Origin of the sequence: Comamonas thiooxydans, from assembly GCF_002157685.2 — a bacterium.
Classification (GTDB): Bacteria; Pseudomonadota; Gammaproteobacteria; order Burkholderiales; family Burkholderiaceae_C; genus Comamonas; species Comamonas testosteroni_H.
Genome location: NZ_AP026738.1, coordinates 5,529,089 through 5,554,905, shown reverse-complemented (window position 1 = coordinate 5,554,905; position 25,817 = coordinate 5,529,089). Strand labels below are relative to the sequence as shown.

26 protein-coding genes are annotated in these 25,817 nt (G+C 60.7%); 17 read left to right on the top strand and 9 right to left on the bottom strand.

What is annotated here, in order from left to right:
• The first annotated feature begins 8 nt into the window (after positions 1 to 8).
• Genes CTR2_RS25850 through CTR2_RS25820 form a run of 7 tightly spaced genes read left to right on the top strand, consistent with a single transcriptional unit; the run spans position 9 to position 8,579 of the window.
• Positions 9 to 1,364 (top strand): CpaE/TadZ family protein, encoded by a 1,356-nt coding sequence (locus CTR2_RS25850; protein WP_238707558.1) that lies wholly within the window; start codon positions 9 to 11, stop codon positions 1,362 to 1,364.
• Positions 1,361 to 2,695, top strand: a complete 1,335-nt coding sequence (locus CTR2_RS25845) for a TadA family conjugal transfer-associated ATPase (protein WP_087079893.1) — start codon at positions 1,361 to 1,363, stop codon at positions 2,693 to 2,695. Before CTR2_RS25850 ends, CTR2_RS25845 begins: the two co-directional genes overlap by 4 nt.
• A complete protein-coding gene (locus CTR2_RS25840; protein WP_087084411.1) occupies positions 2,688 to 3,656 on the top strand; it encodes a type II secretion system F family protein in 969 nt (322 codons plus the stop codon). The genes CTR2_RS25845 and CTR2_RS25840 overlap by 8 nt, the downstream gene beginning before the upstream one ends.
• Complete coding sequence (locus CTR2_RS25835) at positions 3,656 to 4,609, top strand: type II secretion system F family protein (RefSeq protein WP_087079895.1); 954 nt, start codon at positions 3,656 to 3,658, stop codon at positions 4,607 to 4,609. Before CTR2_RS25840 ends, CTR2_RS25835 begins: the two co-directional genes overlap by 1 nt.
• Positions 4,606 to 6,231 (top strand): tetratricopeptide repeat protein, encoded by a 1,626-nt coding sequence (locus CTR2_RS25830; protein WP_087079897.1) that lies wholly within the window; start codon positions 4,606 to 4,608, stop codon positions 6,229 to 6,231. Before CTR2_RS25835 ends, CTR2_RS25830 begins: the two co-directional genes overlap by 4 nt.
• A 17-nt stretch (positions 6,232 to 6,248) precedes the next feature.
• On the top strand, positions 6,249 to 6,674 hold the full coding sequence (locus CTR2_RS25825) for a DUF3613 domain-containing protein (RefSeq protein ID WP_087079899.1): 426 nt from the start codon (positions 6,249 to 6,251) through the stop codon (positions 6,672 to 6,674).
• A gap of 21 nt (positions 6,675 to 6,695) precedes the next feature.
• Positions 6,696 to 8,579 (top strand): TadG family pilus assembly protein, encoded by a 1,884-nt coding sequence (locus tag CTR2_RS25820; RefSeq protein ID WP_087079901.1) that lies wholly within the window; start codon positions 6,696 to 6,698, stop codon positions 8,577 to 8,579.
• Positions 8,580 to 8,631: 52 nt separating this feature from the next.
• On the opposite strand, the gene CTR2_RS25815 is transcribed toward CTR2_RS25820, so the two are convergent.
• The 6 genes from CTR2_RS25815 to apaG all read right to left on the bottom strand — a co-directional run bounded on the left by CTR2_RS25815 (position 8,632) and on the right by apaG (position 14,904).
• A complete protein-coding gene (locus CTR2_RS25815) occupies positions 8,632 to 9,114 on the bottom strand; it encodes a CinA family protein (protein ID WP_087079903.1) in 483 nt (160 codons plus the stop codon).
• Positions 9,115 to 9,137: 23 nt separating this feature from the next.
• Positions 9,138 to 9,731, bottom strand: a complete 594-nt coding sequence (locus CTR2_RS25810) for a phosphatidylglycerophosphatase A family protein (RefSeq protein WP_087079905.1) — start codon at positions 9,729 to 9,731, stop codon at positions 9,138 to 9,140.
• A gap of 21 nt (positions 9,732 to 9,752) precedes the next feature.
• The gene (locus tag CTR2_RS25805) at positions 9,753 to 11,369 is read right to left on the bottom strand and encodes a mucoidy inhibitor MuiA family protein (protein ID WP_087079907.1); all 1,617 of its coding nucleotides are present in this window, start codon (positions 11,367 to 11,369) and stop codon (positions 9,753 to 9,755) included.
• Between the two features lie 99 nt (positions 11,370 to 11,468).
• On the bottom strand, positions 11,469 to 12,446 hold the full coding sequence (gene thiL, locus CTR2_RS25800) for a thiamine-phosphate kinase (protein WP_087079909.1): 978 nt from the start codon (positions 12,444 to 12,446) through the stop codon (positions 11,469 to 11,471).
• A 62-nt stretch (positions 12,447 to 12,508) separates the two neighbouring features.
• Complete coding sequence (locus CTR2_RS25795; RefSeq protein ID WP_087079911.1) at positions 12,509 to 14,476, bottom strand: site-specific recombinase; 1,968 nt, start codon at positions 14,474 to 14,476, stop codon at positions 12,509 to 12,511.
• 20 nt (positions 14,477 to 14,496) lie between these two features.
• Positions 14,497 to 14,904, bottom strand: coding sequence for a Co2+/Mg2+ efflux protein ApaG (apaG, locus tag CTR2_RS25790; RefSeq protein WP_019043152.1), 408 nt, complete (start codon positions 14,902 to 14,904; stop codon positions 14,497 to 14,499).
• 31 nt (positions 14,905 to 14,935) lie between these two features.
• Between apaG and rpe the strand changes: the two genes are divergently transcribed.
• The 3 genes from rpe (at position 14,936) to speE (ending at position 17,909) form a co-directional block, all read left to right on the top strand.
• Complete coding sequence (gene rpe, locus CTR2_RS25785) at positions 14,936 to 15,616, top strand: ribulose-phosphate 3-epimerase (RefSeq protein WP_087079913.1); 681 nt, start codon at positions 14,936 to 14,938, stop codon at positions 15,614 to 15,616.
• 205 nt (positions 15,617 to 15,821) lie between these two features.
• Positions 15,822 to 16,505: a phosphoglycolate phosphatase gene (locus CTR2_RS25780; RefSeq protein WP_087079915.1), complete on the top strand. Its 684-nt coding sequence runs from the start codon at positions 15,822 to 15,824 to the stop codon at positions 16,503 to 16,505.
• A 138-nt stretch (positions 16,506 to 16,643) separates the two neighbouring features.
• Entirely contained in the window at positions 16,644 to 17,909 is a 1,266-nt protein-coding gene (gene speE / locus CTR2_RS25775; protein WP_087079917.1) for a polyamine aminopropyltransferase, read from the top strand.
• A 1-nt stretch (position 17,910) separates the two neighbouring features.
• Here the strand turns inward: speE and CTR2_RS25770 are convergent, their stop codons facing one another.
• Positions 17,911 to 18,516, bottom strand: a complete 606-nt coding sequence (locus tag CTR2_RS25770; protein WP_087079919.1) for a chalcone isomerase family protein — start codon at positions 18,514 to 18,516, stop codon at positions 17,911 to 17,913.
• A 445-nt stretch (positions 18,517 to 18,961) separates the two neighbouring features.
• Between CTR2_RS25770 and trpE the strand changes: the two genes are divergently transcribed.
• The 6 genes from trpE (at position 18,962) to trpC (ending at position 23,470) form a co-directional block, all read left to right on the top strand.
• On the top strand, positions 18,962 to 20,461 hold the full coding sequence (trpE, locus tag CTR2_RS25765) for an anthranilate synthase component I (protein ID WP_054073726.1): 1,500 nt from the start codon (positions 18,962 to 18,964) through the stop codon (positions 20,459 to 20,461).
• Positions 20,458 to 20,787, top strand: a complete 330-nt coding sequence (locus CTR2_RS25760; protein ID WP_087079921.1) for a chorismate mutase — start codon at positions 20,458 to 20,460, stop codon at positions 20,785 to 20,787. Before trpE ends, CTR2_RS25760 begins: the two co-directional genes overlap by 4 nt.
• 4 nt (positions 20,788 to 20,791) lie before the next feature.
• Positions 20,792 to 21,373, top strand: coding sequence for an anthranilate synthase component II (locus CTR2_RS25755; protein ID WP_087079924.1), 582 nt, complete (start codon positions 20,792 to 20,794; stop codon positions 21,371 to 21,373).
• A 111-nt stretch (positions 21,374 to 21,484) separates the two neighbouring features.
• A complete protein-coding gene (gene trpD, locus CTR2_RS25750) occupies positions 21,485 to 22,528 on the top strand; it encodes an anthranilate phosphoribosyltransferase (RefSeq protein ID WP_087079926.1) in 1,044 nt (347 codons plus the stop codon).
• On the top strand, positions 22,525 to 22,677 hold the full coding sequence (locus CTR2_RS25745) for a hypothetical protein (RefSeq protein ID WP_176391566.1): 153 nt from the start codon (positions 22,525 to 22,527) through the stop codon (positions 22,675 to 22,677). Before trpD ends, CTR2_RS25745 begins: the two co-directional genes overlap by 4 nt.
• Positions 22,670 to 23,470 (top strand): indole-3-glycerol phosphate synthase TrpC, encoded by an 801-nt coding sequence (gene trpC, locus CTR2_RS25740; RefSeq protein WP_087079928.1) that lies wholly within the window; start codon positions 22,670 to 22,672, stop codon positions 23,468 to 23,470. The genes CTR2_RS25745 and trpC overlap by 8 nt, the downstream gene beginning before the upstream one ends.
• A 21-nt stretch (positions 23,471 to 23,491) precedes the next feature.
• Here trpC and CTR2_RS25735 read toward each other — a convergent pair whose 3' ends face one another.
• Positions 23,492 to 23,896 (bottom strand): winged helix-turn-helix domain-containing protein, encoded by a 405-nt coding sequence (locus CTR2_RS25735; RefSeq protein ID WP_012840108.1) that lies wholly within the window; start codon positions 23,894 to 23,896, stop codon positions 23,492 to 23,494.
• A gap of 172 nt (positions 23,897 to 24,068) precedes the next feature.
• Here CTR2_RS25735 and CTR2_RS25730 point away from each other — a divergent pair, with 172 nt between their 5' ends.
• The gene (locus tag CTR2_RS25730; protein ID WP_087079930.1) at positions 24,069 to 24,806 is read left to right on the top strand and encodes a uracil-DNA glycosylase; all 738 of its coding nucleotides are present in this window, start codon (positions 24,069 to 24,071) and stop codon (positions 24,804 to 24,806) included.
• Between the two features lie 20 nt (positions 24,807 to 24,826).
• Here CTR2_RS25730 and CTR2_RS25725 read toward each other — a convergent pair whose 3' ends face one another.
• A complete protein-coding gene (locus CTR2_RS25725) occupies positions 24,827 to 25,732 on the bottom strand; it encodes a DMT family transporter (RefSeq protein WP_087079932.1) in 906 nt (301 codons plus the stop codon).
• Positions 25,733 to 25,817: the final 85 nt, after the last annotated feature.

The following is a 25,817-nucleotide window of genomic DNA, read 5'->3' as shown; positions in this document are numbered from 1 at the left end:
ATAGAGACATGAATATGCGCGTGGATTCATCCCAGCTCAACACCGCTCCGTCAGGGCAAGTGCGCAGCAATCTCCGCGTTGTGCTGGTGACGCACTCGTCATCCCGCGCTTTCTGGCTGGCTGGTGCTCTGGGCAGCGATGCGGAAGTGATACCTGTTGCCGGCGATCTGGTAGAGCTGCAATCCGCGATTTCAGCGCCTGGGCTGGGTGTGGTGGCGATGGACTTTTCAGCGCCGATGACCGACGCAGCTGTGGCCTTGGTCAGCGCTCTGCGCGCCACATTCCCAGGGGTAGTGATCATGGGGGCCGGCTCTGCAGCGGAGCCCGCTTCCATGCGTGCCGCCCTGCGCTGTGGTGTGGCTGAATTCATTGACTGGGATGCGACCGAAGGCGAGGCTAGTGCGGCGATCAGGCATCAGATGCAGGCACGCAGTCAACTGCCTGCGGCTGTGGCGCTGGAGCCGGAGTCGGAGGCCAAAGGCTTTTCCCTGTCTTTGCTGGGAGCGCGTGTCGGGATGGGGGTGACTACGCTGGCAACGCATCTGGCCGTGATGTTCCAGGAGATGCATGCCTATGACATGCGAGGCGCCAAGAACAAAAAACAGCTTGCTCGGCCCTTTGGCGCAAGTCAGTTGCCGCAGGATGAGTCTGCACATGCGGCATTGCTGGATCTGGGGCTGCCTGCACGCGATGGCTTGCTGTATCTGGGCATTGCCGGTGACTTCAGCTTTGTGGATGCGGTTCAGAATACGCGCCGCCTGGACGCGACGCTGATCGACTCGGCCTTTGCCAAGCACTCTACGGGCACCGTGACTCTGGCCTGGCCTTCCGATCTGGGCATGCTGCGCGAAGTCAGCCCTGCGGCTGCAGCGGGCGTAGTCAACACGCTCAAGAGCTTGCTTGGGGTGCAGGTGATCGATCTGGGCGGCATGGTGCAGGCTGAGTTTCTGGCGCCTTTGCTGCGTGAGAGCGGGAACAGCTGGGTGGTTTGTGACCAGTCGCTGGGAGGCATTGTGTCTACGGCACAGATGCTCAAGGAACTCGAGGCCAAGGGCGTGAGTCGCAGCACGCTCAAACTGGTGCTTAACCGCTTCAATGCGCAAGCCGGCCTGCCCGCCAAAGAGGTCGCGCAGCGCCTTGGTCTGGAGTTGCTGCATGTGGTTCCGGATCGGTCCACGGTTTTGCTGAATGCCGCCAGCTGTGGCCAGTTGTTGTCGCAGTCGCTGCGCGGTGATCCTTATGTGACCTGTGTCAGAAGCATGGCCAGAGCATTGCTCAGCGGAGCGGTTGCGGCCGACAAGGTCGCGGCGCCAGCATCGGGCGTTCTGGGGCAATGGGCCAAGCGATTGAGGAGAGGCGAATGAGCATGGACATTGTTTTCGCCGAAAAAGGCAGTCATTTTTCGGACTCCAAGCAACTGCTGCTGATCAAGAACGTCGCACACGAGCATTTGCTGACGCGTGTGGAGGAGCTGGGCGCGGTGTTTGCCAAATGGTCAACCAGCCGTGTGCGCCAGTTTGTGCACCAGGAGCTGGAGCAATTTGTGCGTCAGCAGCGCTTTCCCGTCAATGACGAGGAGGTGCAATGGATTGCGCAGGCTCTGAACAAGGAGCTGTCGGGGCTGGGGCCGCTTGATGACCTGATGGCCGACCCGGAGGTCGAGGACATTCTGATCAACGGTTATCAGCGCGTCTTTGTCTCGCGCAAGGGAATTTTGCAGCAGGAGGCTCTGCACTTCACCGACAACGCCCATGTGCTGCGCATTGTGCGCCGCATCATCTCTCCCTTGGGCCGCCGCCTTGATGAATCCACGCCCATGGTCGATGCGCGCTTGCCGGATGGTGGCCGTATCAATGTGGTGATAGAGCCTTTGTCGCTGGACGGGCCGGCGGTATCGATACGCAAGTTCCGCAATGATCCGCTGCGAGTCCAGGATCTGGTCGATTTCGGCACCATGGACGAAGGCATGGCCCGCCTGCTGGAGCTGGCGGTGCGCGAGCGCTGCAATATTCTTATCAGCGGCGGCACCAGTTGCGGCAAGACCTCCATGCTCAATGCGATTGCGGGCTTTATCCCCGCCAATGAGCGGGTGGTGACGATTGAGGATACGGCCGAGCTGACGCTGCCTCACCCTCATGTGGTGCGCATGGAAAGCCGTCCCGGTGGTTTTGAAGGAGCGGGAGTGGTTTCAATTCGGGATTTGTTGCGCAACAGCCTGCGCATGCGCCCGGATCGCATTGTGGTGGGCGAGGTGCGCGGCGCGGAAGTGCTGGAGATGTTGCAGGCCATGAACACCGGTCACGACGGCTCCATGGCCACCATCCACGCAAGCTCTCCGCGCGAGTGTCTGCATCGCATGGAGATGCTTGCCGGCTTTGCAGGCTTTCAGGGCAGCGAGGTCAGCCTGCGCCGCCAGATCGCCAATGCGCTCGATTTCATCGTGCAGATCAGCCGCCTGCCCAATGGCAAGCGGCGCATCACATCGATCACCGAAGTCACGGGCATCATCGATAGCGTGATTGCCACCCAGGAGCTCTATCGTCACGAGCTGCTGCCGCAACCCGACGGCGAGGATCTGGAGCGATGGAGCACGCTGGGCATGGTGCCGCATACGCCCAAGCTGGCGCGCTATCGCGCGGTGCTGCAGCATGCGGGAGGCAACGGCGCAAACCATGCGGGACTGCGCCATGGCTAGCCATGCGTTTTTGCTACTGAGTCTGGCGCTGCTGATTGCGGCTGCCGCGATTGCGCTGTGGATGCTTGCCGGCCGGCAGCAGAAGACGCACCGTATGACCAGGCATCTGGAGCAGAGCCTGGAGAAAAGCGCGGCCGCTGCGGCCGGGTTTGTCGCCAAGGATGCAGCGGCATCGGCTTTTGACGGCTCCGTGGCGGATGCTTTGCTGGGTCATGAGAAAAGGACAGGCTGGCCGGTTCCCTCCGTTTTGTTGGGGACTGCCAGCGTCAGGCTTTTCTACGGCGGTCTGACCTTGATTGTTGTGACGTTTCTAACCGTTGGCATGGCTGTTGGCTGGCTGGCGGGTAGTGCGGCGTTGGTGGTGCTGGTGATCTGCTTCTTCTTTTTGCTCTATACGCGTGCGCAAAAGTATCGTATGCGACTCACACAGCAACTTCCAGGCTTCCTCGACAACACGGTGCGCTTGGTGACCATTGGCAACTCTGTTCAGGCAGCGTTCCAGATGGCTGCAGCCAGCACCAAAGACCCGTTGCAGTCGGTCATGGAAAAAGCCGCCAGTCTGGCCCGCGCGGGCATGGATCTGGAAAATGCGGTGGCCCATGTAGCGAGGCAGACCAGGCTGGACGAGTTGCACTTGCTGGCAGCCATCTTGCGCATCAGCGTGCGTTATGGGGGCCGGGTCGATCTGCTGCTGGAACGTGTGGCCAATTTCATGCGCGACCGCGAACAGGCCGAGCAGGATCTGTCTGCCATGACGGCCGAAACGCGTCTGTCCGCCTGGGTGTTGAGTCTGCTGCCGGTGGCCGTGTGCTGTCTGATCATTTCCTTCAATGCGAGCTATTTTTTGAAGATGTGGAATGACGCCAGTGGCCGCAACATCATCTGGGCGGCAGCTGCTTTACAGGTCTTTGGTGTGCTGCTGCTCTACCGCATGGCCAAGCTCGATGAGGGGGCAGATTGATGGAGACATCCCGTCTTTTGCTGATGCTGAGCGTGGCATTTCTGGCCTTGGCGGCGCTGATCGGGGCGGCTTTGATTGCCTATGCACATCAGCGACGCGAACGCAGCAGTCAGGTGGTGCAGGATGCACTGAGCCGCAGCGGCGCGGCTGCGGCGAATGAGGCTGCTACGCCTGCCAGGCCCGCAGATCTGCTGCGTTCGCTCAATGGCGATGGCGACCTGCCTGCACACTGGCTCAATACCTCGTTTGGCAAGGCGCTGGTTGCACAGGAAGACCGCATTCTGCTGAGCAAATGCGGCTGGGGATCGACTCGCGCGCAGCTGCAATACCTGATAGCGCGCTGCGTGGTCTCTGTATTGCTTGTGCTGCTTGCTGCCTTTGCTTTTTCGGGCAGCAAACAATTTCTGCTCTACCTGTTTGCTGCGTTCACCATAGGTTTTCTGCTTCCCAAATGGGTGCTGCGCAGCGTGGCGCGCCGCCGCAGGGCCAGCGTTGCTCGCGAGCTGCCTTTGCTCGTCGATTTGCTGGGCTTGCTGCAAGGCACGGGCATGAGTCTGGACCAGACCCTGCAGGTGATTGGTTCTGACTTCGGCAATGTCATGCCCGTGCTTTCGCGAGAGATACAGCTGGCCAACCAGCAGTACAGCCGGGGCAGCACGCGCGAGCGCTCCTTTGGACGCATGAGCGAGGTCTATCAGAACGACAACCTGGCCAATCTGACATCGCTGATGATTCAGATCGACAGATACGGCGGAGCCGTGCAGGAGCCGCTGCGCATTTTTGGCGAACGTCTGCGTGAGCAGCGCAAGGCCAAGATGAAGGAGTTGATAGGAAAGATCTCGGTCAAGATGACTGCCGTCATGGTGGTGACGTTGCTTCCGGCCCTGATCATCATTACAGCCGGACCGGGGTTCCTTGCCGTGATCCGGGCACTGGGAGGGATGACAAAATGAAAAAAGAAAGTCGATATCTGATGCCGCCGTTGGCGGCTGCAACCATGGCCCTGCTGTCGGGCTGCTCCAGCATGGGCAATCTGCTGGGGCAGAACCAGCCCGTGCTGTCGCCGGCGGCCCTGGCCGCAGCAGACAGACCGCTGGAGAAGGAGGCGGTGGTCGACACGCAGGACACCTACCTCTCTCTGGTCAAGCAGATGCAGTCCAAGTCGCTCTGGTATGCCTCCATCGCGCACCTGGATGCGCTGGACAAGCAGTGGGGCGCTTCCAGCGATTCGCGGCTGTTGCGCGCCGATGCATTGCGTCAGGTGGGGCAGCTCAGTGCGGCCATCCCCATTTATCAGGGCCTGCTGGGCAGCGCCAAGGACGGTGCCGCGCGCTATGGCCTGGGCCGTGTGGCCGCAGAGCAGGGCGACTTTCGCAGTGCCGCTCAACAGATGGAGCAGGCGCGCATGAGCAACCCTGTGGACTCGCGCCTGCTGACCGATCTGGGCTACGCCTATCTGCGTGCGCATGATCTGAACGCGGCGCGCATTCCGCTGATGCAGGCGGCGCAGCTCAACCCCGAGGATGCACAGGTCAACGTCAACCTGAGCCTGTTCATGATGGTCAGCGGCCAGAGCGCGCAGGCCGAGGAATTCATGCGCCAGCGCAAGCTGGATGCCCAGACCCAGCAACTGGTCAAGGAGCAGGCCGGGGAGTGGCTGAGGACTGCAAGCCTGACAGCAGCAAAGCCTGCCGCGGCTGCGACGGGAAAGGTCGTCAACCTCTCCCGTCCGGAAGTGAAAACCGCTCCCGAGGCCGTGGCCAGTTCCGGCAAATCCGCCGAAGTGCCAGAGCCTGCTGCAGTGCAGGAGGTACCCGCCGCAAAAAAACCCGTACCGGAGCCTGAAGCAGCAAAGGCTCCGGTAGTGGTAGTCAAGGCAGCGGAGTCTGTGCCATCTCGTACCGCTCCGTTGCCGCTGCCCCAAGCGCAGCCCATGGTGGCGCGGAATGTGGAGCGTGCGCCCAGCGGCGGTCAGTGGATGGTCTCTGGCGGCAGCTTTGATGCAGGAAGGCCGCGTCACCCCGGTCAGGGGGCGAGCCAGCTTGTGCTGGCCGCTCCGCAGACCTATGCCTATGCGCCACCTGTGCCTGTGCAGGCAATAGCTGCTCCTGTCGATGTAGCGGCTACCGCTCCATTGGAGAGGACATCAGTACCAAAGCAGTCTGAAGTGACCATAGATAAAGCGCAGCAGGCTCCTGTCTCGATAGCGAAAGCTGTGCCACCGCAGGAGACGCCCAAGTCAGCACAGCCTCTGCTTACCGAGGTGATGCCCGCAAAACTGCAGCAGGCGCAGCCGGCACCGGCTTCGCGGGCCGAGCCTGCAGTGCTGCCCATGATCGCGCGCCAGCCCGTGCGCCCGACAAGATCGGTACCGGAGGCTGCGGTGGTGATGGCTGCTGTACATCCTGCCGCCGTTCGCCAAGCCGGTGAATCCGGTAGCAAACAGGCCGTGCAAGTCCTGCTGCCCCAGCGAGCGGCGGCGAGCGGCTTGTTTTTCGAGACGCCCGATGAAGATGCCGGCAGCAAGCCCGCAGCTTCTGCCAAGAAGAGTGCACCCGAGCGTGCCTGGCCCTGAACCTTCAAGGAGTCCCCATGAGTACGCAGACAGCATTCACCCAACGGGCCCGCGCATTCACCCTGGCGTTGATGGCACTGGGAACGGCCTCGGTCGCCATGGCGCAGGCCGGCAGCAGTACTGGTATCGGCACGGGCGTGAGCAATATGAGTGCGCCCCGAAGTGCGGCAGCGATGCCCGCAGCAACTGCACAGGCCGCAGTGACGCAGACACCGGCTCCCGGCAATGCCTCCCTGACACCGCCGGCAAGCAATCGTGTGGGCGATGCCACCAGCTATCTGCTGGCGCTGCAGGCCAGTGGCCAGTACGCATCGCGCAATGTCTATCCCGTGACAAGCGATGTAGCCCAGCGCAGCTATCAGCGCTATCTGGAGAGCTTTACTCACAAGATCCCGGAAAGCACGGAAACACAAGTGGGCAGCAAGACAGGTGGTAGCCGCTAGGCGGTCAGTGAGGTTCTCTGCATGCAGTCTTTTGCCAAAGACCTGAGCCGTGTTCGCACTCGTCGCCAATCGGGCTCCGTGGCGATGCTGGGGGCGCTATGGCTGATGATTGCCGTGATCTGTCTGGCAACCATCGATATCGCCAATATGTTCTGGCAGAAAAGGGAATTGCAAAAAATTGCGGACCTGGCTGCTTTGGCGGGGGCGGTATTGCCCCTGGATAAGGCATGTTCATCAGCGACAACTGCGAATACAAAGAAGATTGCCGCAGCCAATGGCATGCAAGTTGATGATGAATTTGAGGCGAAATTTGGATTATGGAAACCAGATTCTAAGAAGAGTATTGATCAATATTTTAGTGACGGAAATCAAGCAGATAGTAATGCATGCAACGTGAAAATACGCCGTAATGTTGCATACTTGTTTTTGTTTCCTTCGGGTGGAAGCAAGAGTCGTTTGGTAAGTGCCGAGGCCACAGCCATCGTTGCCTCAAAACCTATGGCGACAGTGCTAATACGTAGCACTCTGGCGAGCGTTGACGGAGGTGTCCTTAATGCCCTGTTAACCAGTCTTTTAGGTACTAATGTAAATCTGAATGCTGTGAGTTGGCAAGGTATTGCTAAGCTGAACGTAAATCTCTTGAAGACTTTTGATTCCCTTTTGAAAATCAATGCAAATATTGGAGGGTATGAGGAGCTTCTAAAGTCTAATATTCGTCTTGCTGATTTAGTGAATTCCATGATTAACGCGGTTGAACCAGGAAATTTTCTCTCGGCAGATCTTGTAGGATTAAAGGAGTTGTCACTGTTGAACTTTGGTAATCTTCAAGTAAAACTTGGAGATTTGATAAAGTTGGAAAATACAAACCCTGGTTCTGCGCTGAATTTAGGGGTTAATGCTTTAGAGTTAATCCAGGGGGCGTTGCAGGTGGCTGGGAAAGATCATGCTCTGGAATTAAATTCGGGAATTCTGGGACTGCTGAAAATAAAAATGAAAATTATAGAGCCTGCGCAGATGGCTATTATTGGGAATCCATTTGATAATAATGTGAAGATTGAGGCCCGTACGGCTCAGGTTCGCTTGTGGGTGGCGCTTAGTACAGCTTCGAGTCCTATAGGATCTGTTCTTAATACTGTCCTCGGATTGGTGGTGGATTTGCTGAAGCTTGTTCTCAGTTTGGTAGTGAATATCGAAGTTCTTCCAGAGTTTAGAAATTTAAATCAACTTAATTTGGATGTGCTGGTGGATGTGGCTAGGGGGTATGCTCGAATTGATTCTGCGGATTGTACTGATGCGCAACATCGTGTTGATTTGACTGTGGAGAAGGCGCTGGTCGATGTTTATGTGGGCCAGCTTGCGGGAGGGGATATTAATCAACGAGAGCTGCAAGCGTTTGGTTCTAGTATCCCGCAGGTAAAACCTCTCACTATTATTGATATTGGCAGTCGGGTCTGTGTAGTTCTTGGTCTTATTTGTGGTCCTCGGACTGAAGGGAGTCAAGGAAATATTAAGTTAGGAGGTCATCTAAAATTGGCAGCAGATACAAAGTCAGTCAGCTATGTTAATTCGGTAGGTAAGAAAAATATCAATGATTTTTCGGAGGTGAAGGAATTAGTTGATGAGCGTATCTACCATAAAGTGCCATTTTCTAATGTTAAAAATATCTCAGATTTGCTTCAGGGAGGTAATTTGATAGAAATTAATATTGGAGCCGGTGTCAGTGATTCTCAAAAATTCTCGTTGGTGGATTCGTTGCTGAAAAATGTATTGAAACCAGTTCTTTCAATATTGGATCCTCTTGCCCCATTCTTGGATGGTTTGCTAAATGCGTTGGGAATTCATTTGAATGAGATAGAGGTGGCTCCGTATCTGCAGTGTCGTAGCTCAAGTGAACTAGTCTATTAATTCGATTTTCCGTTAGTTATCTAGATAGTTATCAGCAATGTAGATTTAATCATTAAACCTGCTGCGGTGAAAGTGCTTGGATCAATGTCTGCATACGCACAGAAGCTCTATCGCCAGAGAATTGCATTCGTTGAGTGTGGACTAAGGTATTGATGCTCCATGCAAGCCAAACCGTCCCCACAGGCTTGTCGGCAGAGCCGCCACTCGGCCCGGCAACCCCCGTCACGGCAATGCTGACCTGGGCGCGTGAGTGACGGATGGCGCCTTCGGCCATGGCACGCACGACTTCTTCGCTGACGGCGCCGTGCTTGGCGATCAGCTCGGCGGGCACGCCCAGCATCTCGGTCTTGGCCTCGTTGGAGTAGGTCACGAAACCACGCTCGAACCACTGGCTGGAGCCTGCGAGATCGGTGCAGGCTGCGGCAATCATGCCGCCGGTGCAGCTTTCGGCTGTTGCCAGCATCCAGCCTTTTTCGGTCAGTCTGGCTGCCAGTTGCTGAACCAGTTCTTCGATATGGGCTTCTTGTTTGCTCATCGTCTCCTCCAGGACTCACGCGGTCAGAAGAAATGCCGCCAGAGGGCCACGACCAGCAGGGTGCAGAAGGCAGCAACCAGGTCATCCCACATGATTCCCCAGCCGCCGCGCGGGCCGAAGCCTTTGAACAGGCGGTCGGCCCATTTGACGGGCTGGGGCTTGACGGCATCAAAAAAGCGGAACAGCGCAAAGCAGGTGAGCTGACCCCAGAAGCCCATGGGCATGCACAGCCACAGAACGATCCACATGGCGACCACTTCGTCCCAGACGATATGGCCGGGGTCGGCCACGCGCATATGTTTTGCGGTGACGGTGCAGGCCCACCAGCCTACGGGAATGCTGGCGGCAATCAGCCAGCCGATCTGTGCCGGGCTCAGCCACAGTGCCAGCACCAGATAGGCCAGCCAGGCCCACAGGCTGCCCACCGTGCCGGGGGCGACGCGGGGCAGGCCGGAGCCAAAGCCCAGAGCAATCAGATGGGCCGGATGCTGCAGCATGAACTTCACGCTGGGGTGGGCGATTCCCGCCGCACTCATGCCGGGGCGTGCTTTGTTATTGATAGCTGCTTGCGCAATACCCACATGCGCTGCGGCGCTGTTTGATGAATCGTCCGTCATGGCGTGATGATACGCGCTGCCTTATTGCAGGCCGGAGATGGGCTGGTTTTCGGGGAAGCGGATTTGGTGCGTGGCCTGGAACTGGGCCGTGCTGCGGGCGGCCAGATTCTGCTCCCAGGCAACCATGCCGTTTTGCGTATTCCAGCTGGTGGTGGCAGGCTGCGGGTTGTACTGCGACTGCACCTTGATCTGCTCATTGCGCGAAACAGGGGCCGAGTCCAGTACCTGCAGTGCGATGGGCTGGTTGTGGCGGTTTTCCACGGCGTAGCTGCGCACGATGCTGCGCTCGGTCTTGCTGCCGGCCCAGCCGCCGCTGCCGGTATGGCTTTGCGCAGGCAGGCGGCGCACCACGACGTTGTCATCGCGGCCAAAAGACAGCCCTTGCGCCAGCGCCTGGGCGTTGCCAAAGTCCAGTCTGCCATTGCCAACCAGTGCTTCGTCCCGGAACAGAGCTACCGGGCCCGCGGGCCAGATGCCTGGCGGAGCCTGCAGCGTGGCAATCAGATAGGCCGCTTCTTCCATGGCCGGCGCGGTGCGGGTCAGCAAGCTGGTAGCCAGATTTTCCTGGCCTAGCGACAGCGTGATGCGCTCGGCGCTGGAGGGCACGCTGATCTTGTACGGCACGATGAATTGCGTGCTGTAGGCCGTATTGATGCTGGAGACATCGAGCACCGGCAAGTCCGGTGCCGCTGCCTCTTCGCGCATGGCCCTGGCTCCGCCGCGCGCCATCATGGCGACGGGGGCCGGTGCCGGAGCGGCGGGAGGTAGTGGCTGAGCGATATCGACTGTCCAGGGGCGCGGCATAACGCCCTGGGTGCTGCGGCCGGGCTGGCCGGTGGAAAGGCGCAGGCGTACATTGCTCCAGTCCTCGCCACTGGCCTGCACGACCAGGGCCTGGCGCTCCAGCTGCACCTGCTGTCTGGCAGTGTTCAGCTGTGCACGGTAGCTGGGCTGCCAGCTGGGGCCGCGCACCTGATAGCTCAGGCGCACATTGGCAGCGCGTGCGCTGGCCAGCTGCACGCTGACTTTCATGACCTGAGACTGCTCGGAGCCCGTGCGGTCGCGCTCCTGGCGCAGGGGCTGCAGCTGTGCCAGCAGGTCTTGCTTCTGGCGCTGAATCTGGTGGGCACGCAGGCTGTTGTCGCGGCTGGTCTGGCGCAGTACCTGGCTGGTGCCGGCGATCTGAGCGGGGCTTATTCTGGCTTCGTCGCCAGGCTTGCTCATGCCTTGCAGAAAGTCGCCCACCAGCCTGGCGGCGCCTTCTTCGGCCTCGATGCTCGCAAGCTGATCCTCAAGGCTGCGAATCTGCTGATCCAGCGGGCTGGTGCATTCCTTGGCAGCCATCTGCCTGGACTGCATCAGGGTCTTGATCTCACCCACGCGCACGCCTTCGTCGCCGCTGATCTGCAGACTCTGCGTATCCACGCTGGCGGGCAGGCATTCAAAGCTGAGCAGGCGGGTCTGGGCGTCAATGCGTGCCTCGCGCTGTATGGCGGCGATGCCAGGATAGAGCGTGACCTCGGTGATAGGCGCGCGATTGCCCGAGACACTGAGGCTGCTGGCGTCGGCCAGGGCGAGCCCGGGCAGAGTAGCTGCAACACAGACCATGGACACAGGCAGAAGACGGCTTGAACGCATTGGCAGCTCTTGTGGGCAGTGGACAGGGCTTGAGCTTAACCCAGGCGGTTTTCTATCCCTTTCCTGGCGCCTCTTGCGTTCGGCCCGCGTTTCTTGCGTTCATCCGCCGAAGTGGTCGAAGGACTTCCAGCAGTTTTGCAGCAGGGCGCCGTCCGCACCGATCACGCGTAGACCCTGCTCGGCATCGATGCGGCCTATGCGATGCACCGGCGTGCCGCTGGCAGCGCCTGCTGCCAGCACGTCGGCATGCCGGGCTGCGGGGGCGGTAAAACACAGCTCGTAGTCGTCGCCGCCGGCCAGCGTGCATTGCTGCTGGATTGTTGAATCCAGTTGCCATATGGCGCTTTGAGGATAAGTGCTTGCAGCTATCAAAGGAGTAGTGCGTCGGCTGTCTACCGTGGCGCCAACCTGGGACAGTTCCAGGATATGACCGAGATCGCCGAGCAGACCGTCGCTGACATCCAGCGCACTGCTGGCAATGCCGCGCAGCGCCAGGCCCAGCGCTACGCGCGGCGTCGGTGCTTCCAGCCGCTGGCGGGCCTGCTGCAGCAGCTCGGCAGGCAAGGGCGCATGGCCCAGCATGGCCTCCAGTGCCAGGCGTGCGTCGCCCAGAGTGCCACTGACCCAGATCTCATCGCCGGCCCTGGCGCCGCTGCGCAGCAAGGCCTGGCCGGCAGGGACTTCGCCGAACACGGTAATGCAGATATTGAGCGGGCCGCCTGTGGTGTCGCCACCGATCAACTCGCATTCATGGGCATCGGCCAGGGCCAGCAGGCCGGCCGCAAACTCGCTGATCCAAGCTTCGTCGACGCCGGGCAGGGAGAGGGCCAGCGTGAACGCCAGAGGCCTGGCACCGCTGGCGGCCAGATCGCTGAGGTTGACGGCCAGAGCCTTGTGACCGAGCAGGCGCGGGTTCACATCGGCAAAGAAGTGGCGGCCCTCGACCAGCATGTCGCTGGAGATGGCCAGTTGCATGCCCGGGGTCGGGGCCAGCAGCGCGCAATCGTCGCCCACGCCAAGGGCGGCGCGACGTACGGGGCGCTGGAAATAGCGGCGGATCAGATCGAATTCACCCATGAAGTCTCTGGCCGCCCGCAATGCTGCGGCCTGGTGAGCCGCTGGTCAGCGGCGGTTGATGGTCAAGGCCAGAAAAAGCTCAGCGGCCTGCGCCAGAAGCGCTGGCGTATGGCCTTGTAGATGCGCGAGCGGTCCACGCCGCTGACGTTGTGGGCACGCAGGGCGACGCGGAAAGCCAGGTAGAAGCTCACTCCCACATTCAGCGCCGCATTGAAGGGCAGCATGGCCACGGCCCACCACAGCAGATCGTCATGCAGCACCTCCCAGCCCAGTGATGCCACGGCCACGCCGATCTGACCCGTGGATAAGGTGACGTGGCGTACTTCCAGACCCAGACCGAAAAAGGCCGCAAATGCAGGCACCAGGCCCAGCATGAAACCCAGCGAGATATTGGATGCCAGGCTGGAGACATTCTTGCGCAAGAAGCTTGCCCAGCGATCCGCGCGGCCCATGCCCAGAAAGCGGGTGATGCGCGGGTTGTAGCGAATCACCGAATCGATATTGCGCAGCACAAACCAGTTTTCCGCGCCGCCGGCAATCAGGCTGCTGACAAACAGCAGCACGCCGGTAAAGGCGGCGAAGAGCACGGACGGCCCCAGCAGGCTCAGCGAGTCCAGCACCTGGCGGGCATGCGGGGTGCTGAGCGCCTGATGACCGACCAGATAGGCATAGCCCAGCGACAGCAGCAGCGCCCCGGGGAAGACGATGAGCACGTTGCCCAGAATGGCGGCCACCTGGGAGCGCACCAGATGGGCGACTTCATCGACGAATTCCTGGATGGAGCCATCACTTTGGATGTCCTTGAGCTTGGCAGCCATGGCCGGCGCCGTCATGGCCGGCTGCTTGGTGGCCACCGTGAAGTGCAGCATCTGGATCAGCACAAAGCTGATGGCGTAGTTGAAGCCCGCAGCCAGCCCCGACCAGAAGACGGACAGCCCCAGCGCATACAGTGCAAATTTGGCCAGCGTGGTGAAGGCCATCACAAAGCCGCCGCCCGCGGCCTTGGCAACCATCTTGCGGTATTCGCTGCCATCGCGGGTGATGTAGTGCTCGCCGGTTTCTGCACTGCGCTCGGCCACCTTGGCGGCCAGCAGCGATGAGTTGGTGGACATCAGCGCACGCACGCTTCGGCGCTCTATGCCTACGGCCACGAGGTTGGAGAGCAGCTCGGATGTTTCGTAGGCGCGGTCTTCGGCCAGCAGGCAATCGAGCAGGCGGCGAATGCGCAGAATGCGCGCACGTACCTGGCGCAGGCGGAAGATCAGTCCGACGGAAATGCCTTCGGCCTCGACGTAGGAGTACACCGAGGATACGGCGGCGCGGCAGGCCTCGAGCCGCTCGCGCAACTGGGCGGCAGCGGCGTCGCGCCTGTCGGTGGTGCGCAGCGGCAGCATGACCTCCACGCGCAGGTTTTCCACATCGTGGATCAGCGCATGAAACGGCTTTTCCTCGCGTGCCTGCTCGCTCATGCGCAGACGCAGCTCAGGGGCAAAGCCCGTGGAGAGAATCTGGCCCGCGCAATAGGTGATGGCGTCCAGCAGATTGCGCTCCCAGAAGCTCACGCCTTCATCCTGCTGCTGCGGGGTCAGCAAGGTGGTGATGCGGGCCATGAGCTGGCTGTCCAGCGCATGCAGCCAGCGGGCGTCGAAACGCTCGGGAAAGACCAGCATGAACAGCTCGGAGGCGTCCTCTGTCTCGGGCGTGCTGGGCAGCAGCTTGTAGCGCAGGCGCTCGGCCACTTCGCTGGCCATGGCAGTGCGCGGGGCAAAGCCGAAATCGGCCAGCAGGGCGGTGATGTCCACCGTCTCCATCAGCGTCTGGCTCCAGCGGCGCAGCCGGGCCAGGGCTTCGGGGTCGGCCTCGAAGGCCTCTACGATCTGTTTCACGCGCTGCACGGCGCCTTCGACAGAGGGTTCGGCTGCGCGTATCCATTCGGCCAGATGGATCAGCCACAGATGGCGTTGCGCAAGGCCTGCATCGGGGTCCAGGGACGCCAGCAGGCCGGGCAGGTCAAGAGTGCTTTTCTTCATGCAAATCTGGGGTGGCTGCCTTAGTGCAGAACGCGCTTCTCTGGCATGGGCATGGGGTCCCCGGACTCGTTCATCTGCAGCACGAAGAGCGGAATCTCGCATTCGAAGGTTTCGCCCTCGTGATTCACGCAGAGATAGCTGCCGCGCATGGTGCCCGTGGGCGTGCGCAGCTGGCAGCCGCTGCTGTATTCAAAGGATTCACCAGGCTGCAGCAGCGGCTGTCGGCCCACCACGCCCAGGCCTTTGACCTCTTCGACATGGCCCAACTCGTTGGTGATGATCCAGTGCCGCGCAATCAGCTGCGCCGGCACCTCCCCCGTGTTGGTGACGGTAATGGTGTAGGAAAACACATAGACGCCTGCAGCCGGGGCGGATTGCTCGGGCAGGTAGGCGGGCTGGACTTGGACCAGAAACTCATTCATCGGCATGAGCTAATGGTAACTGCGACAATTGCAAACCATGAGCCCAACCTACCGTATTGCCCCCTCCATCCTGTCAGCCGACTTCGCCCGTCTGGGTGAAGAAGTGCGTAATGTCATTGCGGCTGGCGCCGACTGGATCCACTTTGACGTGATGGACAACCATTACGTGCCGAACCTGACCTTCGGCCCCATGATCTGTCAGGCTTTGAAGCCTCATTCGGTCACGCCCGATGGCAAGCCCGTGCCCATCGATGTGCATCTGATGGTGCAGCCCGTGGACGATCTCGCCACCGCCTTTGCCAAGGCTGGTGCCGACTACATCAGCTTCCACCCCGATGCATCGCCGCATGTGCATCGCAGCGTGCAGAACATCAAGGCCCACGGCTGCAAGGCCGGTCTGGTGTTCAATCCCGCCGCCTCGCTGGAGGTGCTGGACTGGATGATCGAAGATATCGATCTGATCCTGCTGATGAGCGTGAACCCTGGCTTTGGTGGTCAAAGCTTTATTGACAGCACGCTGCGTAAGATCGAAAAGGTCCGCAAGTTGATCGATGCTTCTGGCAAAGACATTCGCCTGGAAGTGGATGGCGGCATCAAGGAAGCCAATATCCGTGCCGTCGCCGATGCCGGTGCCGACACCTTTGTGGCTGGCAGCGCCATCTTCGGCAAGCCGGATTACAAGGCTGTCATCGACACCATGCGCAAGAATCTTGCGTAACTTCCCCTGAGGAAATGCGCCTCTTGCCCCGGGGCAGCTCCCTCGCACCAAGGCGGCAAGTCCGCCTGGGTCTTGCTCGCTGTCCTGGCTTCGGCTGCGCTTGATGCACGAGCGCTGCTTTTGGAGTCGGGGTATGAGAGTTTTAGTATTTTTGGCTGCAAGCCCAATATTGATAAGCGCATGCAGCTATTGAATTGATAGTTGTATGAAGCTGAATCTGCCTGCTCCCGCCGCCGCCCTGGAACTGGATGCCGTCATGGTCGACCTCGATGGCACCATGGTGAACACGCTGGGTGACTTTGCCGAAGCGCTCAACCGCATGCTGGCCGATCTGCAATTGCCGGCCATCAAGCCGCAGATCATCGAGAGCATGGTGGGCAAGGGCAGCGAGCATCTGATCCGCTCCGTGCTGGCGCATGTGGGGGCATCGGACATCGATGCCCTGTATCCCCAGGCCTGGCAGCGTTATGAGCACCATTACCTGGCCATCAACGGCCAGTTTGCCGATGTCTATCCGGGCGTCGCCGAAGGTCTGCAGGCACTCCAGTCCCTGGGGCTGCGCATGGCCTGCCTGACCAACAAGCCTTTGTCCTTTGCCCAGCCCCTGCTGGCTGCCAAGGGGCTGGACGGCTTTTTCGACTGCGTGTTCGGTGGCGACTCCTTCCCGCGCAAAAAGCCCGACCCCATGCCGCTGGTTGAAACCTGCAAGGCCTTGGGCAGCGAACCCGCACGCACGCTGATGGTGGGTGACTCCAGCAACGATGCCCAGGCCGCCCATGCCGCAGGCTGCCCCGTGGTGCTGATGACCTACGGCTACAACCACGGTCAGCCCATCACGGCTGTCGAGGCCAGGGCCCATCTGGATTCGTTGGAGCAGCTTGTGGTGTGATGTCGTCTGTTGGCTTGCATATCTGGCAAGAAAGAGTGCGGATAAGCATATTTGCTAGAGTCATTTGCTTTGTTTGAACCCATGTCGGCTTGTGCATCGCCTTGCAGCCGGCAGAGAACGAAGGAGGACTCACGCCACATGCACGGATTGCACCTGACTGCCGACCTTTACCAATGCGCAGGCCATGAGCGCTACATGCTCGATGCCGACGCCATCGCCGGGCTTTGCCGCGAACAGACTGCGGCCTCGGGGCTGACCCTGGTGGATGACACCTGGGTGAAGTTTCCGCCCTATGAAGGCCAGCCCGGCGGGGTGACGGGTACGGTGCTGCTGGCGGAGTCCCATCTGGCCATACATACCTGGCCCGAGACGGGCAGTGTCACCATCGACGTCTACGTGTGCAATTTTTCGGCCGACAACTCGGGCAAGGCCCGCAGGCTGATGGAAGGCGTGATCGACGCTTTTGCGCCGAAAAAGGTGTTGCGCCAGCAATTGATGCGCGGCGACATCGGCATGGCGCAGCCGGCAGACCATGACGTGGACCCTGCACCCGAGCCCGAATCCGGATGGGCCCTGGAGCAGCTCACGCCCCATGCACGCTTTGGCTATCGCGCGACGGCGTTGCAGACGCTGCAGACCTCGTACCAGAAGCTGGAGCTGCTGCAGACGCCGCAGTTCGGCAAGGTGCTGCGTCTGGATGATTGCTTCATGACCTCCGAGGGCGAGGAGTTTTTCTATCATGAGGCCCTGGTGCACCCGGCCGCCATGGCTCACCCCGCGCCGCGCAAGGCCTTGATTCTGGGTGGGGGTGATGGTGGGGCCGCCGAGGAGCTGCTCAAGCATCCGAGCATAGAGCGCGTGGTGCTGGCCGAGCTGGACGAGGCCGTGGTGCAGTTCTCGCGCCAGCATCTGCAAGCCGTGCATCGCGGCGCGCTCGATGATGCCCGTGTCGAGGTCTGCATAGGCGACGGTCTGACCCTGATGGAGGCCACCGATGAGCGCTTTGATCTGGCGCTGATGGATCTGACCGATCCAGACACCCCGGCCAGCGCCTTGTACGCGCCTGATTCGCTGGCACGCATGAAGCGCGTGCTGGCGCCGGGCGGCGCGCTGGTGCTGCATCTGGGCAGTCCCGTCTTCCACGGCCCGCAGGTGGCTGAGCTGGTGCGCAGCCTGCGTCAGCAGTTTGCCGTGGTGCGCTGCTACGGCCTCTACATTCCGCTTTACGGCGCTTACTGGGGGCTGGCCGTGGCCTCCGATGAGCTGGATCCGCTGGAGCTGAAGGCGCAGCAAGTGGCCGAGCGCCTCAGGCAGCGCAAGGTGCCGGATCTGCAGTACTACAACGAGCAGGTGCACGGCGCGCTGTTTGCGCTGCCCAACTATTACCGCGAGCTGCTCAAGTGAGTCAGCCAGCCTCGCCCAGCAGCGCTTTCTTGAGCTGCTGATCGGCGGGCCTGGGCCCGAGCCAGATGCCCAGCAGGGCGTTGAAGAACTCGGGCTCCTTGAAGGCCTCGCCCTGTGGCTGGCCCTTGACGGTCACGATGGCGCCCTGGCCGGGCAGCCAGTCCACCATGAAGCTCTCGCCTGCAAGCAGTTTTTTGTGCTGGGTGAAGATCTCGCTCATGCGCATCACCCCCGGAATCAGCTTGGAGAAGGCGGCCCGTTCCATATTGTCTTCCATGCCGCGCGAGAACAGCTTGCCCAGCTCGGCCGAGTCGATATCGCGCAGCATGGTCACGCTGATGCGCTTGGGGCCGGGCAGGGCGGCAATTTCCTGCAGGCTGCGTGCCGGCTTTTCCAGATACAGGCCGGCGGTATAGACCTTGAAAACGGCCTTGTAGCGGGTGCCTGCGCCATTGAGTTCCAGCGTCCTACCCTGGGACTGCAAGCTGGGGGCATAGATGACACCGTGAAGTTTCACGGGCTCGGAGGGCGTGCCTTGTGCCTGAGCGGCCGGGCAGGCAAGAGCGGCTGCCAGCAGCAGGGCTGGCATCAAACGGGCACTGGGCATGGCTGTCTCCTCGTGATTTCCGGTCGAGCAGTTCTGGTGACCGCTTCGCTTTGCGCGCCGTGGGCCCGCGTTCCGGTGAAAACGGTATGTTTGTTTTTGCCCGTGATTGCCGCAATCAGGTCTGTCCCCAGCATGGAGGTCATTGCACGGCATCGGAGCGTCATTGTTTGCGCGACAGCGCTATGCGCTACACTGTCCGCATCATGTTCATTCATCGCACGTTCAATGCAGGTTGTGGAGACCGGGGAGCCTGGCCCTGGCGTAAGCCTGCACATCTGAACTGCTGAAGCACCCGGCACGAGCCCGGCGTGCACCCCGCGGCCCCATGCTTCGCATACTTCGGGCCACTTGGAATGAACCGGCGCATCCTTTCTTCAAACGCGTCATCTGCCCGTAATCAATCCGTGCAGATGCACCATGCGCCATGACTCCCGGAGCTTCTCCCGTGATCACGGAACTGGAATTCAAATCGCTTGCGGCCCAAGGCTATAACCGCATCCCGCTGTTGATCGAGGCCTTTGCCGACCTCGAAACCCCGCTGTCCCTCTATCTCAAGCTGGCCCATGCCAATGGCGACGGCAAGTACAGCTTCCTGCTGGAATCCGTCGTCGGCGGCGAGCGCTTCGGCCGCTACAGCTTCATCGGCCTGCCGGCACGCAGCTTTGTGCGCGCCTCGGGCTTTGGCACTGAAGCCAAGACCGAAGTCGTGACCGATGGCAAGGTGGTGGAGACAGCCGGCGGCAATCCGCTGGACTTCATCGCGGCCTATCAGCAGCGCTTCAAGGTTGCCGTCACGCCGGGCATGCCGCGCTTTTGCGGCGGTCTGGCCGGCTATTTCGGCTATGACGCTGTGCGCTATATCGAGAAAAAGCTGGAGAACAGCTGTCCGCCCGACAGCCTGGGCACGCCCGACATCATGCTGCTGCAGTGCGAAGAGGTGGCCGTCATCGACAACCTCTCGGGCAAGCTCTACCTCATCGTCTATGCCAACCCCGGCGAGGCCGAAGCCTATACCCGCGCCAAGAAGCGTCTGCGTCAGCTCAAGGACCAGCTGCGCTATTCCGTCAGCGCGCCGCAGATTCGTGCCGGCGAGAGCTATCCCGCAGAGCGCAGCTTCGACAAGCAGGACTATCTGGACGCCGTGCAAAAGGCCAAGGAGCTGATTGCGGCGGGCGACTTCATGCAGGTGCAGGTGGGCCAGCGCATTCACAAGCGTTTCACGGCCTCGCCGCTGTCGCTGTACCGCGCGCTGCGATCGCTCAACCCCAGCCCCTATATGTACTTCTACCATTTCGGAGATTTCCATGTGGTGGGGGCCAGCCCGGAGATCCTGGTGCGCCAGGAGCGCACGCCCGACGGCCAGAAGGTCACGATTCGCCCTCTGGCCGGCACCCGTCCGCGCGGCAATACGGTGGAGGCCGACAAGGCCACCGAGCAGGAACTGATCGCCGACCCCAAGGAGCGTGCCGAGCATGTGATGCTGATCGACCTGGCGCGCAACGATATCGGCCGCATTGCCAGGACCGGCAGCGTCAAGGTGACCGAAGCCTTTGCCGTGGAACGCTACAGCCATGTCATGCACATCGTGAGCAATGTGGAAGGCATCTTGCAGGACGGCATGGACAATATGGACGTCTTCAAGGCCACCTTCCCTGCAGGCACGCTGACGGGCGCTCCCAAGGTGCATGCCATGGAAGTCATCGACCGGCTCGAGCCCAGCAAGCGCGGCATCTACGGCGGTGCCTGCGGCTATCTGAGCTTTGCCGGCGATATGGATCTGGCGATTGCGATCCGTACCGGCGTCATCAAGGACAACGTGCTCTATGTGCAGGCTGCTGCCGGCGTGGTGGCCGACTCCGTGCCCGAGCTGGAGTGGAGAGAAACCGAGCACAAGGCCCGCGCCCTGTTGCGCGCCGCAGAACTGGTAGAGGAAGGTCTGGAATGAGCCAAGCCATTGATCTGGTGCAGCACTGCACCACCATGGAAGATGTGCGCCGCAATGTGAATGCGCTCGACGATGTACTGGTGCCGCTGCTGGTCACACGCATCGGCTATATGCAGCAGGCGGCGCGCATCAAGGGGGACGTGGGCCAGGTGCGCGATGAAGCGCGCATCGAAGCCATCGTCAGCCGCGTGCGTGAGCGCACGGCGCAGGAGGGCGGCCAGCCCGATGTGATGGAGACCGTCTATCGCGCGCTGATGGAAGCCTGCATCGACTACGAACACCAGGAATTTGCGCGTCTGCGTGAGCCCAAGAAATCAGGGGAGTAAGACCATGAAACTGCTGATGGTCGATAACTACGACAGCTTTACCTACAACATCGTCCAGTACTTTGGCGAGCTGGGCGCGGAGGTGACCGTGGTGCGCAATGACGAAACCACGGTGGCCGAAGTCGAGGCGCTGATCGCGCGCGAAGGCATCGAGCGGCTGGTGATCTCGCCCGGCCCCTGCTCGCCCAACGAGGCGGGCATCTCGGTGGCGGCGATCAAGCATTTTGCGGGCAAGCTGCCGATTCTGGGCGTCTGCCTGGGTCACCAGAGCATTGGCGCGGCCTTTGGCGGCGACATCATCCGGGCGGGCCAGCAGATGCATGGCAAGACCAGCGTGATCAGCACCGATCAGAAGGGCGTATTTGCCGACCTGCCCAGGCAGTTCACGGTCAACCGCTATCACTCCCTGGTCATAGACCGGAACACGCTGCCCGAGTGCCTTGAAATCACGGCGACCAGCGAAGATGGTGAAATCCAGGGGGTACGCCATCGCGAACTGGCCATCGAGGGCGTGCAGTTCCACCCCGAGAGCATTCTGACCGAGCACGGCCATGTCATGCTGAAGAACTTTCTCGACCAGAAATAACAGCCGATTTATTGATAGCTGCCAGCGTATGTCGCTGCTTGATTTCAGATTGAAAGCAATAGGAATTCAAGTGAAGGCAAGCGCAAGAAGCTCCCAAAAGCATAGAGAGATATTGCAATGATCACTCCCCAGGAAGCGCTGCAGCGAACCATCGAGCATCGTGAAATCTTCCATGACGAAATGCTGCATCTGATGCGCATGATCATGCGCGGCGAGCTCTCGCCCGTGATGACGGCCTCCATCATCACCGGCCTGCGCGTGAAGAAGGAAACCATTGGCGAGATCTCGGCTGCGGCCGAGGTGATGCGCGAGTTCTCCAACAAGGTGAACGTGCACGACAAAAGGAATCTGGTCGATATCGTCGGCACCGGCGGCGACGGCGCCAACACCTTCAACATCTCCACCTGCTCGACCTTTGTGATTGCGGCGGCGGGCGGCAAGGTGAGCAAGCATGGCGGGCGCAGCGTCAGCAGCAAGTCGGGCAGCGCCGATGCCATGGAGGCGCTGGGCGTCAACATCAACCTCAACGCCGCGCAGATCGCCGATTGCATACGCGATGTGGGCATAGGCTTCATGTTTGCTCCCAACCATCATCCGGCCATGAAGAACGTGGCCCCCGTGCGCAAGGAGCTGGGCGTGCGCACCATCTTCAACATCCTGGGCCCGCTCACCAACCCGGCATCCGCGCCCAATATCCTGATGGGCGTGTTCCACGAAGACCTGGTCGGCATTCAGGTGCGTGCCCTGCAGCGACTGGGGGCTGAGCATGCGCTGGTCGTCTACGGCCGCGACGGCCTGGATGAAATCAGTCTGGGCGCGGGCACGCTGGTCGGCGAGCTCAAGGATGGCGTGGTGCGAGAGTATGAAGTCCATCCCGAGGACTTTGGTCTGCGCATGGCGGGTACGCGCTCGCTCAAGGTCGAGAATCCCGAAGAGTCCAAGGCCATGCTGATGGGCGTGCTTAAGGGGGAGCAGGGCCCGGCGCGCGATATCGTCTGTCTCAACTCCGGCGCCGCACTGTATGCCGCCAATGTGGCCGGCTCGATCGAAGAGGGCCTGGAGCGTGCGCAGAAGGCCATCGATAGCGGCGCGGCACTGGCCAAGCTCCAGGAGCTGGTCGCCTATTCGCAAAAGCTTGGCCAGGCTGCGGCATGAGCCTGCTGGATGCGCCCATCTGGAGCGATGCCGGCACCTGGATCGTGCTGGGCGTCTCCCTGCTGTTCATCGTGGTGGGCATAGGCATGCACCGCGTCATCATGAAGGTCTTGCGCGCCGACGCCACCAACAAGGAAAACCATGTCTGACATTCTGAAGAAAATCTGCGACGTCAAGGTCCAGGAAGTTGCCGCTGCCAAGAAGGCCGTGCCGTTTGCCGAGATGCGCCGCGATGCGGAAAGCCGTGTCTCCACGCGCGATTTCGTGGGTGCCATCCGTGCCAAGATTGCCAAGGGGCAGGCCGGCGTGATTGCCGAAGTCAAGAAGGCCAGCCCCAGCAAGGGCGTGATCCGCCCCGACTTCGATCCTGCCGATATCGCCCAGAGCTATATGGTGGGCGACGGCAAGATCAGTGCGGCCTGCCTGTCGGTGCTGACCGACCGCCAGTTCTTCCAGGGCCAGCCCGACTATCTCAAGCAGGCCCGCGCGAGCACGCTGCTGCCGGTGCTGCGCAAGGACTTCATGGTCGACCCCTATCAGATCTACGAATCGCGGGTGATGGGCGCTGACTGCGTGCTGTTGATCGCCGCCTGCCTGGACGATGCGCAGATGGCAGAGATGGAGCAGATTGCGCACAGCCTGGACATGGATGTGCTGGTGGAAGTGCATGACGGCGAGGAGTTGCAGCGCGCTCTCAAGCTCAAGACGCCGCTGGTGGGTATCAACAACCGCAATCTGCGCAGCTTCGAGGTCGATATTCAGACCACGATTGCCCTCAAGAAGGATGTGCCCGCCGATCGCCTGCTGGTGACCGAGTCCGGCATCCTGACCAGGGACGATGTGACGACCATGCGTGATGCGGGCATTGACGCCTTCCTGGTGGGCGAGGCCTTTATGCGTGCCCGCGAGCCGGGCGAGGCTCTGGCCCAGTTGTTTCAGTAAACAGTGGGCGGCTGTGCCGGTTCAGCGCAGAACCTGCACATCGGCATCCAGAAAATAGCCGGCACCACGCTTGGTCTTGAGCAGCGTGGGCGCACGGCTCGATGCTTCGACCTTGCGGCGCAAGCGCAGCATCTGCACATCAATGGCACGGTCAAAGACATCGTCTTCGGCCTGCGTCAGGTCCATGATCTGCTCACGGCTCATGATTTGCCTGGGACGTTTGAGCAGGGCCAGCAGCAGTGCGAATTCGCTCTTGGTCAGTCCCACCTCATGCCCGGCAGCGCTGATGAGGCTGCGCGAGCGCAGCCTCAACTCCCAGTCGGCAAACTTGAAGCCCTGGGGACTCAAGGTGAACGCAGGGCGGGCGCAGGAAAAGAAGGCCTGCGCGGCAGAGGCTTGTGAGTGACTGGCAGAAGATGTGTGCATGAATAACTCCTTGTGAGCCTGAGCCGCCAAGTGGCCAGCTATGTTGAAGTCGATTCTTTGCAAATTGTCAGAATGTGTCACTCACTGAAATCAGGTATTTTGAGCCTAGAAATAGGTGAGAACCCTTGAGGGAATCATTCGAGATGACTCTGGAAGTTGAGAAAATCCAGGCATGAACTTCACTAGCCAGAGCATGAGTGCTAACACCGCTGCGCCTACCCAGTTGATGAGTGCAGATCCGCAGGACTGGCCTGTCTCGCCAGACTGGCAAGCCGTTGTCGACTCTTTCCTTGCAGGGAGCACAGGCCAGGGCTTGCTGCAGTTTTTGCAGCAAAGACTGGATGCAGGGGCCGTGATTTTCCCGCCCAAGCCCCTGAGGGCCCTGGAATTGACGCCCGCCGAGGAGGTGCGTGTCGTGATCCTGGGGCAGGACCCCTATCATGGTCGTGGGCAGGCCGAGGGCCTGGCATTTTCTGTCGCACCCGGGGTGCGCGTACCGCCATCGTTACAGAACATCTTCAAGGAAATGCAGCGCGAACTGGGCACGCCGTTTCCGGCTTTTCCCCAGCCCGGCGGCAGTCTGGTGGGTTGGGCCCAGCATGGCGTGCTGCTGCTCAACACCAGTCTGACGGTGGAAGAAGGGCAGGCCGCTAGCCATGCCAAAAAGGGCTGGGAAGAGCTGACCGACGCCATCATCCGCCAGGTGGCAGAGCAGGGGCGGCCCACGGTCTTCATGCTCTGGGGCTCGCACGCCCAGTCCAAGCGTGTGTTCATTCCTCAGGATCGTGGCCATCTGGTGCTGATGAGCAACCACCCTTCACCGCTATCGGCTCTGAGGCCTCCCGTGCCCTTTATCGGTAACGGACACTTCGGCAAGGCCAGGGAGTTCAAGCTCAGACACGGCTATTGAGATGGCCAGACTGGGCAGTCTCAGCGCTTTTCCCTGATTCCAAGCCAGACGCCCGTCAGGCCGCTGAGCGTCACCACCGTCATTCCGAGCAGCGATGTGCTGTCGGGAAGCTGTCCGAAAAACAGCCAGCCCATCAGCATGGCAAAGCCGATCTGGCTGTAGAGGAAAGGCGCCACGGTTGCGGGCGTCGCGTGGGTGTATGCCTGCAGCAGCATCAGGTGGCCAATGCCGCTGCAAAGGCCCATCACAGCTGCCGCTGCGTAGATCTGCCAGTCATCGATGGGCTGCCATACAAAGCCTATGAGAGGCGTGGTCAGCAGCAAGGGCAGCCAGGTCGAGTAAAGCTGGGTGGTCGGAGGTGAATCCAGGCGCGACAGGCGACTTCCGAGGACCTGGTAGGTGGTGCCCGATACCAGCAGACCAACCGGCCACAGGGCGGCCAGGCCCAGGGCCTGTCCGTCGTTCTCCGGTCGGACGATGGCAATCACCGCCAGCAGACCGATCACCAGCAGCGACCAACGGGCAGGACTGACCTGCTCTTTGAAAAAGAGCGCCGAGGCCACCACGATAAAGAGCGGCGCAGCTGACCAGATGGCCGTGAAATTGGCCAAAGGCATGTTCTTTATGCAGAAAAAGGCGCAGACCGTGGTCAACAGCCCCGAGATCGCTCGCAGCAGCTGAAAACTCAAGTTCCGGGTTCTCAGTGCCGAAAAGCCGTGCCGGGGCAAGACCAGCACGCTGGTGACAAAAGCCTGGGCCATGAAGCGCAGCCACAGAACCATGAGAACCGGAAGCAGCGTTCCCGTGAACTTGGTGGCGCTATCCAGAACAGCAAACAGTGCGCAGGCGAATATGGTGAGCAGAACACCGCGGATGGCAGACTGCGCTGACGGGGAAAGTGTGGGAGAGAGCCAGCTGGGGAGCATATCCGTAGCGATTTGCGACAAGAGAAGCGAAGAATTCTAGGGGGATGAAGTTGTCGGCTTTGGCTGTGACGCCCATAAAAATGCC